The sequence below is a fragment of the Novosphingobium sp. TK46 genome, from assembly GCF_055361525.1.
Genome location: NZ_CM143963.1, coordinates 2,980,779 through 2,997,592, shown reverse-complemented (window position 1 = coordinate 2,997,592; position 16,814 = coordinate 2,980,779). Strand labels below are relative to the sequence as shown.

Annotated in this window: 18 protein-coding genes; 14 read left to right on the top strand and 4 right to left on the bottom strand. The window is 65.2% G+C overall.

The genetic code is table 11. The features are described 5' to 3' along the window. Window positions 1–9: 9 nt before the first annotated feature. The 6 genes from radC (at window position 10) to ACXJ1Z_RS14360 (ending at window position 4,951) form a co-directional block, all read left to right on the top strand. Window positions 10–753: a RadC family protein gene (radC, locus tag ACXJ1Z_RS14385; RefSeq protein ID WP_463777550.1), complete on the top strand. Its 744-nt coding sequence runs from the start codon at window positions 10–12 to the stop codon at window positions 751–753. Continuing rightward, window positions 753–1,475, top strand: a complete 723-nt coding sequence (locus ACXJ1Z_RS14380; protein ID WP_463777549.1) for an NRDE family protein — start codon at window positions 753–755, stop codon at window positions 1,473–1,475. The genes radC and ACXJ1Z_RS14380 overlap by 1 nt, the downstream gene beginning before the upstream one ends. A gap of 105 nt (window positions 1,476–1,580) precedes the next feature. After that, window positions 1,581–2,894 carry an adenylosuccinate lyase gene (gene purB / locus ACXJ1Z_RS14375; RefSeq protein ID WP_463777548.1) on the top strand — a complete coding sequence of 438 codons (1,314 nt, stop codon included), beginning with the start codon at window positions 1,581–1,583 and terminating at the stop codon, window positions 2,892–2,894. Window positions 2,895–2,993: 99 nt separating this feature from the next. Then, complete coding sequence (locus tag ACXJ1Z_RS14370; RefSeq protein ID WP_463777546.1) at window positions 2,994–3,395, top strand: lipopolysaccharide assembly protein LapA domain-containing protein; 402 nt, start codon at window positions 2,994–2,996, stop codon at window positions 3,393–3,395. 31 nt (window positions 3,396–3,426) lie between these two features. Beyond that, a complete protein-coding gene (gene pyrF, locus ACXJ1Z_RS14365; protein ID WP_463777544.1) occupies window positions 3,427–4,107 on the top strand; it encodes an orotidine-5'-phosphate decarboxylase in 681 nt (226 codons plus the stop codon). Window positions 4,108–4,198: 91 nt separating this feature from the next. Beyond that, the gene (locus ACXJ1Z_RS14360) at window positions 4,199–4,951 is read left to right on the top strand and encodes an SIMPL domain-containing protein (protein WP_463777543.1); all 753 of its coding nucleotides are present in this window, start codon (window positions 4,199–4,201) and stop codon (window positions 4,949–4,951) included. On the opposite strand, the gene ACXJ1Z_RS14355 is transcribed toward ACXJ1Z_RS14360, so the two are convergent. After that, on the bottom strand, window positions 4,952–5,374 hold the full coding sequence (locus ACXJ1Z_RS14355; RefSeq protein ID WP_463777541.1) for a DUF4019 domain-containing protein: 423 nt from the start codon (window positions 5,372–5,374) through the stop codon (window positions 4,952–4,954). Between the two features lie 50 nt (window positions 5,375–5,424). On the opposite strand from ACXJ1Z_RS14355, the gene ACXJ1Z_RS14350 reads away from it, so the two are divergent. From ACXJ1Z_RS14350 to ACXJ1Z_RS14330, 5 genes are read left to right on the top strand one after another with little or no spacing between them, the layout of a single operon-like run. Beyond that, the gene (locus tag ACXJ1Z_RS14350; RefSeq protein ID WP_463777540.1) at window positions 5,425–6,069 is read left to right on the top strand and encodes a phosphoribosylanthranilate isomerase; all 645 of its coding nucleotides are present in this window, start codon (window positions 5,425–5,427) and stop codon (window positions 6,067–6,069) included. A 56-nt stretch (window positions 6,070–6,125) separates the two neighbouring features. Beyond that, the gene (trpB, locus tag ACXJ1Z_RS14345) at window positions 6,126–7,367 is read left to right on the top strand and encodes a tryptophan synthase subunit beta (protein ID WP_463777538.1); all 1,242 of its coding nucleotides are present in this window, start codon (window positions 6,126–6,128) and stop codon (window positions 7,365–7,367) included. Continuing rightward, window positions 7,364–7,606, top strand: coding sequence for a hypothetical protein (locus ACXJ1Z_RS14340; RefSeq protein WP_463777537.1), 243 nt, complete (start codon window positions 7,364–7,366; stop codon window positions 7,604–7,606). Before trpB ends, ACXJ1Z_RS14340 begins: the two co-directional genes overlap by 4 nt. Next, window positions 7,603–8,388 (top strand): tryptophan synthase subunit alpha, encoded by a 786-nt coding sequence (gene trpA / locus ACXJ1Z_RS14335; protein WP_463777535.1) that lies wholly within the window; start codon window positions 7,603–7,605, stop codon window positions 8,386–8,388. The genes ACXJ1Z_RS14340 and trpA overlap by 4 nt, the downstream gene beginning before the upstream one ends. A gap of 1 nt (window position 8,389) precedes the next feature. Further along, window positions 8,390–9,685, top strand: coding sequence for a bifunctional folylpolyglutamate synthase/dihydrofolate synthase (locus tag ACXJ1Z_RS14330; RefSeq protein WP_463781262.1), 1,296 nt, complete (start codon window positions 8,390–8,392; stop codon window positions 9,683–9,685). A gap of 9 nt (window positions 9,686–9,694) precedes the next feature. On the opposite strand, the gene ACXJ1Z_RS14325 is transcribed toward ACXJ1Z_RS14330, so the two are convergent. Then, the gene (locus ACXJ1Z_RS14325; protein WP_463781261.1) at window positions 9,695–10,987 is read right to left on the bottom strand and encodes an AmpG family muropeptide MFS transporter; all 1,293 of its coding nucleotides are present in this window, start codon (window positions 10,985–10,987) and stop codon (window positions 9,695–9,697) included. A gap of 111 nt (window positions 10,988–11,098) precedes the next feature. On the opposite strand from ACXJ1Z_RS14325, the gene ACXJ1Z_RS14320 reads away from it, so the two are divergent. Together ACXJ1Z_RS14320 and rsmD are read left to right on the top strand one after the other, a co-directional pair. Beyond that, complete coding sequence (locus tag ACXJ1Z_RS14320; RefSeq protein WP_463777534.1) at window positions 11,099–12,100, top strand: pseudouridine synthase; 1,002 nt, start codon at window positions 11,099–11,101, stop codon at window positions 12,098–12,100. Continuing rightward, the gene (gene rsmD / locus ACXJ1Z_RS14315; RefSeq protein WP_463777533.1) at window positions 12,097–12,645 is read left to right on the top strand and encodes a 16S rRNA (guanine(966)-N(2))-methyltransferase RsmD; all 549 of its coding nucleotides are present in this window, start codon (window positions 12,097–12,099) and stop codon (window positions 12,643–12,645) included. The genes ACXJ1Z_RS14320 and rsmD overlap by 4 nt, the downstream gene beginning before the upstream one ends. A 38-nt stretch (window positions 12,646–12,683) precedes the next feature. On the opposite strand, the gene ACXJ1Z_RS14310 is transcribed toward rsmD, so the two are convergent. Further along, complete coding sequence (locus tag ACXJ1Z_RS14310) at window positions 12,684–13,361, bottom strand: hypothetical protein (RefSeq protein ID WP_463777531.1); 678 nt, start codon at window positions 13,359–13,361, stop codon at window positions 12,684–12,686. Between the two features lie 136 nt (window positions 13,362–13,497). Here ACXJ1Z_RS14310 and ACXJ1Z_RS14305 point away from each other — a divergent pair, with 136 nt between their 5' ends. Continuing rightward, window positions 13,498–15,789 carry an ATP-dependent helicase gene (locus ACXJ1Z_RS14305; protein WP_463781260.1) on the top strand — a complete coding sequence of 764 codons (2,292 nt, stop codon included), beginning with the start codon at window positions 13,498–13,500 and terminating at the stop codon, window positions 15,787–15,789. A 4-nt stretch (window positions 15,790–15,793) separates the two neighbouring features. On the opposite strand, the gene ACXJ1Z_RS14300 is transcribed toward ACXJ1Z_RS14305, so the two are convergent. After that, window positions 15,794–16,798, bottom strand: coding sequence for an SDR family oxidoreductase (locus tag ACXJ1Z_RS14300; RefSeq protein ID WP_463777530.1), 1,005 nt, complete (start codon window positions 16,796–16,798; stop codon window positions 15,794–15,796). Between the last annotated feature and the right edge of the window lie 16 nt (window positions 16,799–16,814).

Sequence of the window (16,814 nt, the reverse complement as noted above, 5' to 3'; positions counted from 1 at the left end):
GTCCTGACGATGGCCGACGAACCCAGCCTTTTCGGTGCAGCAATTGCGCCCTCCCCCGCCACCACCGGCAACCGTGCGACAGGCAACGATCCGAGCGGGCATCGCTCGCGACTGCGCCAGCGCCTGCTCGAGGGCAACGACGACGCGCTGGGCGATCATGAGGTGATCGAGATGCTGCTGATGCAGGCGGTCCCGCGCCGCGACATGAAGCCGCTTGCACGCACGCTGATCGATCGCTTCGGGTCGCTTGCAGGTGTGCTGACGGCGGATGCGCGGACGCTGGCAGCCCACCCCGGAATGGGCGAGGCGACCGCTGCCGCGCTGAAGATCGTGGTCCTCGCCGCGCGCCGTCTGGCCCGGCAGCGCGTGCGTGAGGCGCCGGTGATCGGATCGTGGCAGACGCTGATCGACTATCTGACGATCGACATGGCGCATCTGACGCGTGAACGGGTCCGCGTGCTTTATCTCAATGCGCGTAACATGCTGATCCTCGACGAGCATGTCGGCGACGGTTCGATCGACGAGGCGGCGATTCACCCGCGCGAAGTGATTCGCCGCGCGCTCGATCTGGGCGCGACCGCGCTGATCCTCGTCCATAATCATCCCAGCGGGAACGCGCAGCCCAGCCGTGCCGATATCGAGATCACCAATCGCATCGCCGAAGCCGGACGCTTGCTGGGCGTCACCGTCCACGATCACGTCGTTATCGGCCGCGAGGGGCATGTGTCGCTCAAGGCCAAGGGCCTGATCTGATGTGCGTGGCCGCCGTCGCCTGGGCCGCGCATCCGCGCTGGCAGCTTGTGTGCATCGGCAACCGCGACGAGTTCCATGCCCGGCTCGCCGCACCGCTGGCGCGATGGGACGGCGGGCTGATCGCCGGACGCGACCTGACCGGAGGCGGGACGTGGCTCGGCGTTCACGAGGCCGGCCGCTTCACCCTGGTCACGAACTTTCGCCAGCCGGAAGGCCCGCAACCAAATCGCCGGTCACGCGGGCAGATGGTGGTCGACTTGCTCGAAGGCCGCACGCCCGAGCATCTTGCGCAGATGAACAGCTTCAACGTCATTCATGCCGAGGGCAACGAGGCCGGGTATCTCACCAATGTGCCCGAAGTGCGCTGGGTGCCGCTCACGCCCGGCATCCACGGCCTTTCGAACGGCGGCTTCCACGATCGCTGGCCCAAGACCCGGCAACTCGAAGGCGCGCTCGCGGGATGGCTGGAGAATGGCTCGAACGACGCCACGATCCTGCTCGATGCCCTGCGCGCGGAGACACCGGACCCCGCGCTCGCCCGCCCAAGCGAAGGCCCCGAGCCGCGGTTTGCGCCGGTGTTTATCCGTGATCCTGAATACGGCACCCGTTGCTCCAGCGTCATTGCCGTCGATCGTGCCGGCGCCGGGCTGTTCATCGAGCGGCGCTTCGATGAAACCGGCACCACCGTCGGCGAGGCGCGAATCGATTTCGCCTGGCATTGACCATCAACGCCACGGCCCACCCGACTACGCCGACGACCGGCAGCGCTTGCCTTCCTGAGGAAGGCCCCCTAGCGGCACCTCGTTATCTGCCTCGAGGAGTTCGCCATGGTCCCCCGCTACGCCCGCCCCGCGATGACCGCGATCTGGGAGCCCGAGGCACGCTATCGCATCTGGTTCGAGATCGAGGCGCACGCCGCGGTGAAGATGGGTGAACTGGGCGTCGTTCCGGCGAGCGCCGGCCAGGCACTGTGGGACTGGTGGGCGGCCGATCCCAAGATCGACGTACCGGCGATCGACGCGATCGAAGCGGTGACCAAGCACGACGTCATCGCCTTTCTCGACTGGGTGGCGCAGCAGGTCGGTCCCGAAGCCCGCTTCATGCACCAGGGGATGACCAGCTCCGACGTGCTCGACACCACGCTCAACGTCCAGCTCGCCCGTGCCAGCGACATCCTGCTCGACGACCTCGACCAGCTGCTTGCCGCGATCAAGCGCCGCGCCGAGGAACACAAGTACACGCCGACCATCGGGCGCAGCCACGGCATTCACGCCGAGCCGGTCACGTTCGGGCTCAAGCTGGCGCAGGCCTACGCCGAGTTCGCACGCTGCCGCAAACGCCTGGTGGCCGCGCGTGAGGAGATCGCGACCTGCGCGATCTCGGGCGCGGTCGGCACGTTCGCCAACGTCGATCCCTCGGTCGAGGCCTATGTCGCCGAGAAGATGGGGCTGGAGGTCGAGCCGATCTCGACCCAGGTCATCCCGCGCGATCGCCACGCAATGTTCTTCGCGGTACTCGCGGTGATTGCCAGTTCGATCGAACGGCTCGCGATCGAGGTGCGTCACCTGCAACGCACCGAAGTGCTGGAGGCTGAGGAATACTTTTCGCCGGGCCAGAAGGGTTCGAGCGCGATGCCGCACAAGCGCAATCCGATCCTGACCGAGAACCTTACCGGCCAAGCCCGCATGATCCGTTCGTACGCGCTACCCGCGATGGAGAACGTGGCGCTGTGGCACGAGCGCGACATCTCGCACTCCTCGGTCGAGCGGTTCATCGGTCCCGATGCCACGATCACGCTCGATTTCGCGCTGGGCCGGCTGACCGGGGTGATCGACAAGCTGCTGATCTACCCTGAGCGGATGCAGAAGAATCTCGACCGCATGGGCGGGCTGGTTCATTCCCAACGCGTGCTGCTGGCGCTGACGCAGGCCGGCCTTAGCCGCGACGAATCGTACCGCCTCGTCCAGCGCAATGCCATGAAGGTCTGGGAATCGGACGGCGCGCTGTCGCTGCTCGAACTGCTCAAGGTCGATCCCGAAGTGGCCGCCGCGTTGCCGGCAGCGACGATCGAGGAGAAGTTCGACCTCGGCTATCACTTCAAGCAGGTCGACGCGATCTTCGCACGGGTGTTCGGCGCCTGACCCGGCGCCCGGACGCAAGGATCAAACCGGCTCGACCGGGGTTTCGCGTCGACGAAATACATCCTAGCATCGGTCTCGCGGCGTAGAGGAAGCACGAACATGCAGATCATTCGAACGATCCTGTGGGTAATCGTCACGGCCATGCTGGTCGCGTTCATCGCGATGAACTGGACCAAGGTGCCGGTGAACATCTGGCCGCTGGAAGACGGCAACTATCTCCATTTCGAATGGCCCGTGGGCATCATCGCCCTGCTGTTCTTCCTACTGGGCGCGCTGCCGATGTGGGTCATCCATCGCGCCGGACGCTGGCGCCTGAAGCGGCGGATCCATTCGCTGGAGAATACGGTGCAGGCCAGTGCCGCGCCGGCTCCGGTCGCGTACGAACCCGCCCCGGCGATCGTCCACGAACCTGCGCTGACCCCCGATCCAACCGCGATTTCGCCGGTCTCCGGCGACCCGACGCTACGCCCGGTCGATCCGGACGCGGGCCGGCCACTCTGACCATCCTGATTTTGCCGGAAGAACAAGAACAATGAACCACAACCCGGTTTTCCTCGCGCTCGACCTTCCTCGTCTCGACGCTGCCGAGGCCCTCGCGCGAAAGGTCGCCGGACATATCGGCGGGATCAAGCTGGGCATGGAGTTCTTCTATGCACACGGGCACCATGGCGTGCACGAAATGCACAAGCTTGGCTTGCCGATCTTCCTCGACCTCAAACTGCACGACATCCCCAATACCGTCGCCTCGGCGATGCAGGCGATTCATGTGCTGGAACCGGCGATCGTCACCGTCCATGCGGCTGGCGGTCGCGCCATGATGGAGGATGCCAAGGCCGCTGCGGGAGAGAACTGCAAGGTCGTGGCGGTGACGGTTCTCACCAGCCTCGACGACGACGATCTTGCCGCCACGGGGATTGGCGGCAACGCCCATGACCACGCATTGCGGCTGGCCGACCTTGCCCATCAGGCGGGGCTGGATGGGATCGTCTGCTCCGGCCAGGAAGTCGCCGCGATCCGTCGGCAGTGGAAGGACGGCTATTTCGTCGTCCCCGGCTTGCGGCCCGATACCGGCAAGCGCGACGGCGACCAGAAGCGCACCGTAACCCCACGCGAAGCGCGGGATGCCGGAGCCTCCGTCCTTGTCATTGGCCGGCCGATCAGCCGGGCCGAAGACCCGCTTGCCGCCGCGCGCGCGATCGAGGCAACGCTCTAGACGTCCCTCACATAGATCAATCGGTTCAGCCTCGCGCAACCTCACCCGCAGCAGATCGTTCGGCAGGGCATAGAGGATGGAAGGCACCTTGATGAGACCGTTTGTTTACGCTGCGGCGGCAACTTTTGCCGCGTTCACCACCCCTGTGCTGGCGCAAGTCGCCACGCCCGTACCAACGCTTCCCGCAGGTCACACGCTGCTCACCGTCAATGCCGAGGGCGCCTCCACCGGCACGCCGGATCTCGCGACCTTCTCCGCCGGGGTGACCACGCAAGGCAACACGGCCAGCGCCGCGCTTGCGGAAAACTCGACGAAAATGGCCCAGGTCATCGCCGCGCTCAAGCGGGCCGGCATTGCCGAACGTGACATCCAGACCAGCAATTTGAACCTCAACCCGGTGTACGCTCCGCCCAAGCGTCTGCCCGATGGTTCCGTTGAAGAGCAAGCGCAGACGATCGTCGGCTATCAGGTCACTAACCAGGTTTCGGTCAAGCAGCGCAAACTGGCCGACTACGGCAAGGTTCTGGATGCGCTCGTCTCGGCCGGCGCCAATCAGGTGAACGGACCCAACTTCATGCTGTCCAACCCCGATGCGGCGCAAGACGAGGCCCGAGCCGCCGCGATGAAGACCGCGCGCGAACGTGCGCAGCTTTATGCCCAGGCGGCCGGGATGCGCGTCGTCGGCATCGTGTCGATCAACGAGGGCGGCGGTGCTCCGCCTCAGCCGGTGATGTTCCGCCGCAGCGCCGACATGATGGCCGCACCCCCGCCGCCCGCCCCGGTGATGGCCGGCGAACTGGAGACAAGCGTCAACGTTACCGTCCAGTTCGATCTGGCGACCTGATCAATCCAGCATCATTTCTTTTGATTGAATGTCGTAGCCGGCCAGTTCGAGCGATTGGTCGGCTGCTTTTACGTAGATGAATTGCTCGGTACCACTGCCCCGCTCGAAGTCGGTGGCCATCGTCACGGTCACCGAGCTTTGGGAAGTGCCGGCGTTGGCGTTCCAACCCACTTGCTTGCTCTGCTTCACCTTACCGAGCTTGCGGTGAACGGCTTGCAGTATCCGCTCAAAATCCGCCTGCTTGTTTTGCTGGCGAAACTGCGGCGCCGTCGTGTCCCAGATCGCCTGCCATTGCCCCTGGTCAAGGGCTGCGTGAAACCGTTCGACCGCCGTATCGGCATCCGCGAACGATTGCTTGAGCCCACACGCCGGAAGCATTGCCACTGCCACGATCGGCACTAGATAGCGCGCCATACGGTTCATACCGATCCCCTTGTTTCGCTCCCACCAGCTTGTCAGGCAAAAAATCGTCCATGCCAACTCCCGCCATCAAGATCTGTGGCATCAACACCGCCGCAGCGCTCGACGCCGCGATCCGGGCGCGGGCCGATCATGTCGGATTCGTGTTCTTCCCCCGCAGTCCGCGATCCGTCGACCCGAAAACCGCACTCCAACTGGGTGGCCGGGCTGAGGGACGCATCGGCAAGGTCGGCCTGTTCGTCGATGCCGATGACGATCTGCTGGGCGAAGCCGTCGGCGGGGCGGGACTCACCGCTGTCCAGTTGCACGGTGGCGAGACGCCGGAACGCGCCGCCGCCATCCGGGCCCGCTTTGCACTACCGGTGTGGAAGGCGATCTCGGTCACCGGCGCGCAGGATGTCGCACGGGCCAGATCGTATGCGGGCGCGGTCGATCTTATCCTATTCGATGCCAAGACGCCTGCCGGCACGTTGCCCGGCGGCATGGGCCTGAGCTTCGACTGGTCGCTGGTGGCCAACTGGAAGGGACCGCTCGCCTGGGGACTCGCCGGCGGCCTGACCCCGGCCAACGTCGCCGAGGCGGTGCGCCTTACCGGCGCACCACTGGTGGATACGTCCTCGGGAGTCGAAAGTGCGCCGGGGGTCAAGGACGACCAGTTGATCGCCGCATTCTGCCGCGCGGCACGCGAGCCCACGTAGAGTCTTGCCCCTAACACCGGCTGGACATCACTCCTTGCCTCTGTAAAGCGCTGGATATGACCATACCACCACCCGTCAACAGCTTCCGCAACCAGCCCGACGAGAACGGCCACTTCGGCCGTTTCGGGGGACGCTACGTCGCGGAAACGCTGATGCCGCTGGTTCTGGATCTTGAGAAGGAATATCGCTCCGCGAAGGCCGATCCGGCGTTCCAGGCCGAGTTCGACGACCTGCTCGCGCATTTCGTCGGCCGCCCCAGCCCGCTCTATTATGCCCCCCGCATGACCGAGCATTACCGAGCGGCGGCGCCGGACGGTAAAGGTCCGAAGATCTACTTCAAGCGCGAGGAACTCAACCACACCGGCGCGCACAAGATCAACAACTGCGTCGGCCAGATCCTGCTGGCGATGCGCATGGGCAAAACCCGCATCATCGCCGAGACCGGCGCCGGCCAGCACGGCGTCGCGACCGCCACGGTCGCCGCGCGCTTCGGCCTGCCCTGCACCATCTTCATGGGCGCCAAGGATATCGAGCGGCAGAAGCCCAACGTGTTCCGCATGCGCCTGCTCGGCGCGGAAGTGCGGCCCGTCACCAGCGGCGCCGGCACACTCAAGGATGCGATGAACGACGCGTTGCGCGACTGGGTCGCCAACGTGCACGACACGTTCTACATCATCGGCACCGCCGCCGGTCCTCATCCCTATCCTGAACTGGTACGCGATTTCCAGAGCGTGATCGGCACCGAACTGCGCGAGCAGATCATGAAGGCAGAAGGCCGCCTGCCCGACATGCTGCTGGCATCGGTCGGTGGCGGATCGAACGCGATCGGCATGTTCTATCCGTTCCTCGACGATCCCGAGGTCGGCATGATCGGCGTCGAGGCGGCGGGGCACGGCATCGCCAGCGGCAAGCACGCCGCCAGTCTGATGGGTGGGAGCCCGGGCATCCTGCACGGCAACCGCACCTACCTGCTGCAGGACGAAGACGGCCAGATCACCGAGGCGCACTCGATCAGCGCCGGCCTGGATTATCCCGGCCTGGGCCCCGAGCACTCCTGGCTGCATGAAAGCGGCCGCGTAACCTACGTGCCGATCACCGATGCCGAGGCGCTGCAGGCGTTCCAGCTGTGCTGCAAGCTCGAGGGCATCATCCCGGCGCTCGAATGCGCGCACGCCCTCGCCGCGCTGCCGAACATCACCGCATCGATGGATCATGACAAGCTGCTGGTCGTCAATGTCTCGGGCCGCGGCGACAAGGACATCTTCACCGTCGCGGAGCATCTCGGAGCCGAGATGTGAACCTGGCCAAGGTGGACAGGCGGACGGTGGCGAGCGTGACGTCACTCCTGCTTGCCGTGCTCCTGTTTGTCCTGGCCGGGCCTGGCGAGACTCAAACCTTCTCGGCAGATCCGCGAACCGTGTTTTGCGACTATGATTGTTTTCCCGTTTCGCATCCGTGGCTGCTGATCCTCGCCGCCGCATGTGCGATCGCCGGTCTGATCGGACTTCGAAAGTCTCTCAAGAGTACGCCACGATGACCCGTTTTGCCGATACGTTCGCCAAGGGCCCGGCCCTGATTTGCTTCATCACCGCAGGCGATGGCGACACCGCCGCCAATCTCGACGCGCTGGTCGCCGGCGGAGCGGACGTGATCGAGCTTGGCATGCCGTTCACCGATCCCATGGCGGACGGTCAGGCGATCCAGGAAGCGAACATCCGCAGCTTGGGCGCGGGTACCCGAACCGCCGATATCTTTCGTATGGCCACTGAGTTTCGCGCCCGTCACCCGCAGGTGCCGCTGGTGCTGATGGGCTACTCCAATCCCATGACCATCCGTGGCCCAGAATGGTTCGCCGACGCGTGCGCAAAAGCCGGTGTCGACGGTGTCATCTGCGTGGACATTCCCCCCGAGGAAGATGCGGAGCTTGGTCCCGCCCTGCGTGACAAGGGCTTGTCGTTGATTCGCCTGGCGACGCCCACCACCGATGCCGCGCGACTGCCGGCGGTGCTCGAAGGCTCGTCCGGGTTCCTCTATTACGTATCGGTAGCCGGCATCACCGGCAGCCAGCAGGCGGCACAGACCTCGATCGACGATGCCGTCGCCCGCCTCAAGGCTGCCAGCAATATCCCTGTCGCGGTCGGCTTCGGCGTCCGCACGCCGGAGCAGGCGCAGGCGATCGCCCGCGTCGCCGATGGCGTGGTTGTCGGTTCCGCCATCGTTGCATTGGTGAAAGAGCACGGCACCGCCGCTGCCGAACCGATCCGGGCGTTCACCGCCGCGCTGGCAGAGGCTGTCCACACCGCACGTGTGGTGGCGTGACCTGAAGGACTTCGCCCGCTCCGACTCGCCCGAGGTACAGCGCCAGCTCGACCGGCTGGCGGCCTTGTCGCTGCCGCAAGGTCGGTTCGGGCTGGAAACGATACGCGAGTTGCTCACCCGCCTGGGGGAGCCGCAGGAGCAGATCCCACCCGCCTTTCACGTCGCCGGCACCAACGGCAAAGGCTCGACCTGCGCGTTCCTGCGCACGATCCTCGAAGCCGAGGGGCTCGTGGTTCATACCGCGACCAAGCCGCACCTGGTGCGTTACAACGAACGCATCCGAGTCGCGGGAAAGCTGATCTCTGACAGCATGTTAACACAGCTTCTTGCCGAAGTGCTCGATATCTCGGAGGATCTTTCGCCGAGCTTCTTCGAGGTCACCACGGCCGCGATGTTCCTCGCCTTCGCGCGCGAGCCGGCGGACGCCTGCGTGATCGAGACGGGGCTGGGTGGCCGCTTCGATGCCACAAACGTACTGCCCCGTCCCGCCGCCGTCGGGATCGCCTCGCTCGGCATCGATCACGAAGCCTTTCTCCTGCGCCCCGAACCCGGCACGCCCGATGATCCACTCGCGCGCATTGCTTTCGAGAAAGCGGGCATCATTCGCCCCGGCGCGCCCACATGCACGATGGCCTATCCCGAAGGCGCCGAGCTCGAGATCGAGCAAGCAGCGCTAGCGGCTGGCGCGCCGCTTCACATCAAGGGCAAGGATTGGGATGCGACCGGCGTCGATGTGCTGGAATACCGCGATCGGCACGGTGCGCTGACCTTGCCATTGCCGATGCTGGCCGGTGCCCACCAGGTCGACAACGCCGCGCTCGCCATCGCCTTGCTGCGCCATCAGGATCGTGTGAACGTCTCGCTCGAAGCGATGGCAAGCGGGATTCTGGAGGCACGCTGGCCGGCGCGATTGCAGTTGTTGGGCGACGGGCCGTTGACGGCGGTTGCCGGCAAGCGAGCGGTCTGGCTGGACGGTGGCCATAACCCCGATGCCGGTCTGGCGATCGCCCGGCATTTCACCGGCCAGCCGATGCATCTGATCATCGGCATGATGGCGAACAAGGATCCCGCCGCGATTATCGCTGCGCTCGATCCGACGCCGCTGACCATCCAGACCGTCGAGGTTGCCGGCCAAGCCAGCCATCCGGCACTTGCGTTCGGTGCTTCGGCTAAAATTGCAGCCAGTGTCGCCGCCGCGCTCAAGGCGCTCCCCGACGATGGCGTTTCCGCACTGATCGCAGGATCGCTATATCTTGCCGGCGACGTGCTTGCGCAGAATCACGAAGTGCCGGACTGAGCGCCCTACTCAATCGCGGGCATCGCCCTCGCCAACCTCACCCGCGCTTCCCATCGCTGCATCGACTAGGCCGGCGCGGATCATCCACCAGAACAGTACGATCCCGGGCACCGCCACGATGGTGGTGAGCAGGTAGAAGTTCACGTAGCCGATCGATTCGATCAGCGCGCCAGCCGTCGTCCCAGTCAGGAAGCGGCCGACCACGCTCGCAGCAGCCGAGATCATCGCGTATTGCGAGGCGGTAAACCGCAAGTCGCACAGCGCCGAGAAATAGGCGACGACGACGACGCCGCCAAAGCCGCTGGCGATGTTCTCGAACCCGATCGCGCCGGCCATCCCGATGTTGGAGTGTCCGGCAGCCGCAAGTGCCGCGAAGCTGAGGTTCGATACCGCCATCAACACCAGCGCTACCAGCACCGACCGCTTGAGCCCCATGCGGGTATAGGCGATGCCGCCGATGAACACACCGATGAGATACGCCCAGAAACCCAACCCGACATCGTATATGGCGATCTCGTCATTGGTGAAGCCAAGGTCATCGAACAGCAGCCGAAACGTGAGGTTGGCCAGCGTGTCGCCGATCTTGTGGACCAGGATGAAGCTCAGCACCAACCAGGCGCCTGCCCGCTGGAAGAACTCGACGAACGGCCCGATGATCGAAGCCCAGACTTCCGCCAGCCCCTTGCGCGCGATCGCCACCTTGCGGCGCGCCGGCTCTCCCAGCAACAACACCGTCGCCATCGCCGGTACCGCGAACATCGAGCACGCGACGTATGCCGACTTCCACCCGTATCGCGTCGCTATGATCAGGGCGACAGCACCCGCGCCGGCAGAGCCCACGCGCCAGCCGTACTGGCTCATGCCCGAGCCTGTTCCGAGCTGGTAAGGCTTGAGCGTCTCGATCCGATAGGCGTCTATGACGATATCGTATGTCGCGCCGGCGATGCCGACCAGCACCGCAGCGAGCACGGTTCCGGGTAGATCGTTGGCCGGATCGACCATCGCCAGATTGATGGTCGCCGCGATGACCAGCACGCCAACCACAAGCATCCACGAGACGCGCTGCCCCATCCTGCCGATAAGAGGCAGCCGCACGCCATCGACGATCCAGGCCCAGAAGATCTTCAGATTGTAGACGAGAAAGGCCAGTGTAAACGCGGTAATCGTTGACTTTTGAATTTCGTCCTGCGCCAATCTGGTCGTCAGGGTCGCGCCGATCATCGCGAACGGAAAGCCCGAGGATACGCCCAGGGCGAATGCCGCCAGCGACTCCTTCTCGCAGTACGGCGCGATCGATCCCATGATGCCCGGGCGCCGGGCTGTTGCGCCCGTGGAGCGCTCCGTCTCGATCGTTCCGGCCACGCCGACTCCCTCATGGTGTGAAAACGCGCATGATTAGCGGGCGGCGGCGCAATGGGAAGGCTGGATGATCACGCGATCAACAGCTATGCGCTGTGCATGTCCCAACCTCCCAGAAAGTCCGGCGGCTCGTTCGGCGGCAAGTTCGGCGCAACGCCCGGCAGTCGTCGTGGCCCGCCACGCGAACCCGCCGCCCAGCGAGGCCCGTTCGCCAAGCCGCCCGCGCCGCGCATCAAGCGTGCCTCGACGGCAAACCCGAATGCCGCCCCCAAGACCTCGATTCCCTTGCGGGCCGAGGGTCAGGAAGGGGATCGCATCGCCAAGCTGCTCGCCCGCGCCGGCGTCGCCAGCCGCCGTGAGGTAGAGCGCATGATCACCGAAGGCCGCGTGAAGATCGGCGACGATGTCGTCACCACCCCCGCTACGTTGCTCAAGGACTTGCGCGGCGTCAGCGTCGACGGCGTGGCGGTGAAGGCCGCCGAAGCGACACGCCTGTTCGCCTTTCACAAACCCGCCGGCCTCATCACGGCCGAGAGCGATCCCGCTGGTCGGCCGACGATCTACACCGCCTTGCGCAATGCCCTGCCGCAAGGCGCCGGGCGGCTGATGCCGGTCGGCCGGCTCGACTTCAACACCGAGGGGCTCTTGCTCCTGACCAACGATGGCGAGTTCAAGCGGCTGCTGGAACTGCCGGCCACCAAGGTTCCGCGCACGTACCGTGCTCGCGCGTTCGGAGCCGTGACGCAGGCTCAGTTGGAAGAACTGATCGAGGGGATCGAGATCGAGGGCATGCGGTACGGCCGGATCGACGCCAACATGGAGCGCAGCACCGGGCGCAACCAGTGGATCCAGATGACCATCACCGAAGGCAAGAACCGCGAGGTGCGCCGCGTGCTTGAACATCTTGGGTTGGAAGTCAGCCGCCTGATCCGTGTCGGCTATGGTCCCTTTGCCCTCGACGAACTGCCCAAGGGCGCGGCGGTCGAGATCACCGCCAAGCAGATCGAAGCCTTTCGCAAGGGCCTGGAAACGCGAGCCGGAGCGGCAAAGGCATGAGGATCGTCGCGGGTGAATGGCGCGGCCGCAACCTCGTCGCGCCCGAAGGCGACACGACCCGCCCGACATCCGATCGCACGCGGGAGACGCTGTTCTCGATGCTTGCCAGTCGGCTCGGCGATTTCGCCGACTTGCGCGTCGCCGACTTCTTTGCCGGATCAGGAGCGCTCGGCCTCGAGGCGTTGAGCCGGGGTGCCGCGAACTGCATCTTCGTCGAGCAGGATCCTGCCGCGATCCGGGCCTTGCGGACCAACATCGCCAACTTGCGCGCGCAGGACAGATGCGATGTTCGCGCGACGTCGGTTCTGTCGATGGGCGCGGTCCGTGGCGAGCCGCTTGACTTGGTGCTGCTCGATCCGCCCTACGGGACCGGCGCCGGGGTCGTCGCGATCGACAAGCTCACGCGGCTGGGCTGGATCTCGCCCTCGGCGTGGGTCAGTCTCGAGACCGGCAACCGCGAGGACGCGGCGATCAAGGGCTACGTCACCGAGGTCACCCGAGATGTCGGCAAGGCGCGCCTGCACCTGATGCGGCGCGAGGGCTGATCCCCCTCCCGGCGGGAGAGGGATCGCGTTAGATCAGCTTACTTGCCACCGCGATTGCGGCAGCCGTCGGTCACGGTCTTGCTGCAGACCGGGTAGTCCTTGCCCATCGCGTCGGCGGGCGCCGGGGTCTTCGCGCCCTTGTACGGACCGCCCTGGTAGCTCTCGTCGGCAGGCATAGCGGGTTGCGCCGCTTGGTTGGCAGTCTGCGGGTTCGGGACGCCGGCAGTCGGCACGCCCTGTCCGGGAGGATTGGCCTGCCCCTCGGGCGTGGTCGGCGTCTGTCCGGCCAGCTGCTGCTCGATCGACTTCCACGCGGTCGCGCGCTGCTCTGGCGACATCTTGTAGATCTGGCCGCGTTGATCCGGAGTCAGAGCCCAGTAGCCTTCCTGCTGCACCGGCGTGAGGGTCCAATAGTACGTCTGGTATTCGCCGGTAAGCGCATCGTAATCGGTCCGGCGCTGGGCGGGCCAGGTTGCATAGACGGTCTTCTGCTTGGTCGTCATCGCGACCGTGCGACCGGCTTCGGTTCCCTTGGCGGCCTGAGGCGTGGACGACGTGGTGGTCTCGGTCGTCGTCACGGTCGTGGTGCCGTCAGCCTCAGGGGCGGGTGCGGCGGAACCCTGTGGCGGTGTGGGAGAGGGATCCTGTGCGAACAGAACGGACGGTGCGGCGGTCAGAACGAAGGCGGCAGCGCCGGCGAGTAGAGTCTTGCGCAATGTGGAACTCCTTGATCTGTGTTCAGGATCAAGCGACGAACCAGCGCGGCGAATGTTCCCACTGTGCGGTCAAGCGACCTTGCGCGGCGGTAATCCGTTCCCTAGCTGTTCACGTGTGAACCTTCCTTCATCCCCCCTGCCCGCCACCGGCCGCGACCGCCCGGCCGACCCGCTGATCGATGGCTTGAACACGCCCCAGCGCGAGGCGGTGCTGACCACGGAAGGGCCGGTGCTGATGCTTGCAGGCGCCGGTACGGGCAAGACGGCCGCCCTCACCGCGCGCCTTGCGCACCTCGTCCGCGCACGGCTCGCATGGCCATCAGAGATCCTGTGCGTCACTTTCACCAACAAGGCGGCGCGTGAAATGCGCGAGCGGGTCGGACATCTGATCGGCCCCGCAGTGGAGGGCATGCCCTGGCTCGGCACCTTCCACTCCATCGCGGCCAAGATGCTGCGCCGTCATGCCGAACTGGTCGGCCTGCAGTCCAATTACACGATCATCGACACCGACGATCAGCTGCGCCTGCTCAAGCAGTTGATCCAGGCGGAAGGCCTGGATGAAAAGCGCTGGCCTGCGCGATCGCTGGCAGGTTGCCTCGATCGCTGGAAGAACCGCGGCCTCAATCCCGATCAACTCGACGCGGTGGAGAACGAAGCCTATGCCAATGGCAAGGGGCAACATTTCTATCGGCTTTACCAGGCGCGGCTGAAGGCGCTCAACGCCTGCGATTTCGGCGATCTGCTGCTGCACATGGTCAATATCCTGCGCGACAATCGCGAAGTGCTGGATCAATACCGCCAGCGTTTCAAGTATGTCATGGTGGACGAATATCAGGATACCAATCAGGTGCAGTACCTGTGGTTACGCCTGATCGCGCAAGGCCGGCAGAACATCTGCGTCGTGGGTGATGACGACCAGTCGATCTACTCGTGGCGTGGTGCAGAGGTGGAAAACATCCTGCGGTTCGAAAAGGACTTTGCCGGCGCCAAGGTCATCAAGCTTGAACAGAACTATCGCTCCACGCCCCAGATCCTCGCCGCCGCATCGGGGCTGATCAACGAAAACAGCCAGCGGCTGGGCAAGACGTTGTGGACCGAGCGGCACCCGGGCGATCCGGTTCGCGTGATCGGGATCTGGGACGGCCCCGAAGAAGCGCGCAGGGTCGGCGAAGAGATCGAGCGGATCGAACGCGAAGGCGCATCTTTGGCTCAGGTCGCGATCCTGGTGCGGGCGCAATACCAGACCCGCGAGTTCGAGGATCGGTTTATCCAGATCGGTCTGAACTATCGCATCGTCGGGGGCTTCCGCTTCTACGAGCGCGCCGAGATCCGGGATGCGCTGGCTTACCTGCGTGTGATCGCGCAGCCCGCCGACGATCTCGCGTTCGAGCGGATCTACAACGCACCCAAGCGCGGTCTGGGCGCAAAGGCGCTCGAGAAGCTGCACGTCCATGCCCGGCGGCGCGGACTGCCGCTGGCGTCGGCCGCGATCGAGATCGCCGATACCGACGAGCTGCCGGCGCGGGCGCGAAATACATTCTTGGCGCTGATGCGCGACTTCGCACGGTGGCGCGATCTTGCGGGAACGACCTCCCCTGCGGAACTGCTGCGTACGGTGATCGACGAGTGCGGCTATACCGATGCCTTGCAGGCCGAGAAAACGGCTGAGTCAGCCGGACGGCTGGAGAACCTCGCCGAGCTTGCGCGCGCCATGGAAGAATACGAGACGCTGGGCGATTTTCTCGAACACGTCAGTCTGGTGATGGACAACGAGGCCGCCGACGAGACCGAGAAGGTCACGATCATGACGATGCACGGGGCCAAGGGTCTGGAGTTCGACAACGTGTTCCTCCCCGGCTGGGAGGAAGGCGTGTTCCCGTCGCAGCGCTCGCTCGACGAGGGCGGTCTCGCCAGTCTGGAGGAGGAACGCCGCCTCGCCTATGTCGCGATCACCCGCGCCAAACGTAAATGCACCATCCTGCACGCGGCCAATCGCCGCATCTATGGCCAGTGGAACAGCTCGATCCCGTCGCGCTTCATCGCCGAACTGCCGGACGAACACGTCGTTCAGGAAACCACGATGAGCGGCGGAGCATCGCTGTGGCGCGCCCAGTGGTCAGAGCATTCCGATCCCTTCGCCAGCGTCGCCGCATCGCAACCTTCACGGATCGTCACGCGCGGACCGGGCTGGCAACGCGCGGTGGCCGCCCAGTTCGAGACCGTGCCCAAGCGGGTGGCGGAAAGCACGCGATCGGCTGCGAGCTTTGCGGCCAAGCCGCGCACCGACGTCAAGGTCGGTGCGCGCGTGTTCCATGACAAGTTCGGCTATGGCACGATCGCCGGGCAGGAAGGCAACAAGCTCGAGATCGACTTCGAGCAGGCCGGTCGAAAGCGCGTGATCGACAGCTTCGTAAAGCCGGCCGACTGAGCGGTCAGGGGTTGCCCTTGCCACCGTTGGCGCCAACCGCGCCGCCAGTGGTAAAGCTCGATTCATCGGACGCCATCATCACGTAGAGGGCCGCCAGTTCGGCTGGCTGCCCGGGCCGGCCGAGCGGCGTATTCTTGCCGAACTCTCCCAGCGTGCCGGGCAGCTGTCCCCCGGCGACTTGCAGCGGGGTCCAGATCGGCCCCGGCGCAACCATGTTGACGCGGATACCTTTTTTCGCAAGTTGCTTTGCCAAGCCCTTGGTAAATATCAGGATCGCACCCTTTGTACTGGCATAGTCGAGCAGCTCTTCTCCCGGATCGTAGGAGTTTACCGACCCGGTGTTGAGGATCACGGATCCCGGCTTCATGTGCGGGATCGCCGCCTTGCTGATGCGGAACATAGCGAAGTAGTTGGTTTCGAACGTGCGAACCATCTGCTCGTCGCTGATCTCGCTTATGTCGGCCTTGCTCTGCTGATATGCCGCGTTGTTGACCAACAGGTCCAGGCCACCCAACCCTTCGACGGCTTGCGAGACCAGCTTCTTGCATGCCGCCTCGCTGCGGATGTCTGCCGGCAGGGCGATCGCCTTGCGCCCGGCGGCGCGGATCAGTTCGACGACCTCGCGCGCGTCCGGCTCCTCGGTCGGGTAATAGTTGATCGCGACGTCGGCACCTTCGCGCGCAAAGGCGATCGCGGCGGCGCGACCGATGCCGCTGTCGCCTCCGGTCAGCAGCGCCTTGCGTCCAAGCAAGCGCCCCGAGCCACGATAGCTGGTCTCGCCGTGATCGGGGCGCGGGTCCATCTTGCTGGCGAGTGCGGGCCAAGGCTGCGGCTGCTCGGGGAACGGTCCGGTCGGGTACTTCGTGCGAGGATCGAGCAACGGGCGTGCGGCTGTCGCACTTGCGCCGCCCTGCTGCTGCGCTAGCGCCGGCGTCGCACCCAAGGCCATTCCCATTGCCACTGCGCCGCCGCCGAGCACGTCGCGGCGTGATGTGCCTTGGTCTGCCATAATCCGTCCACCTGTC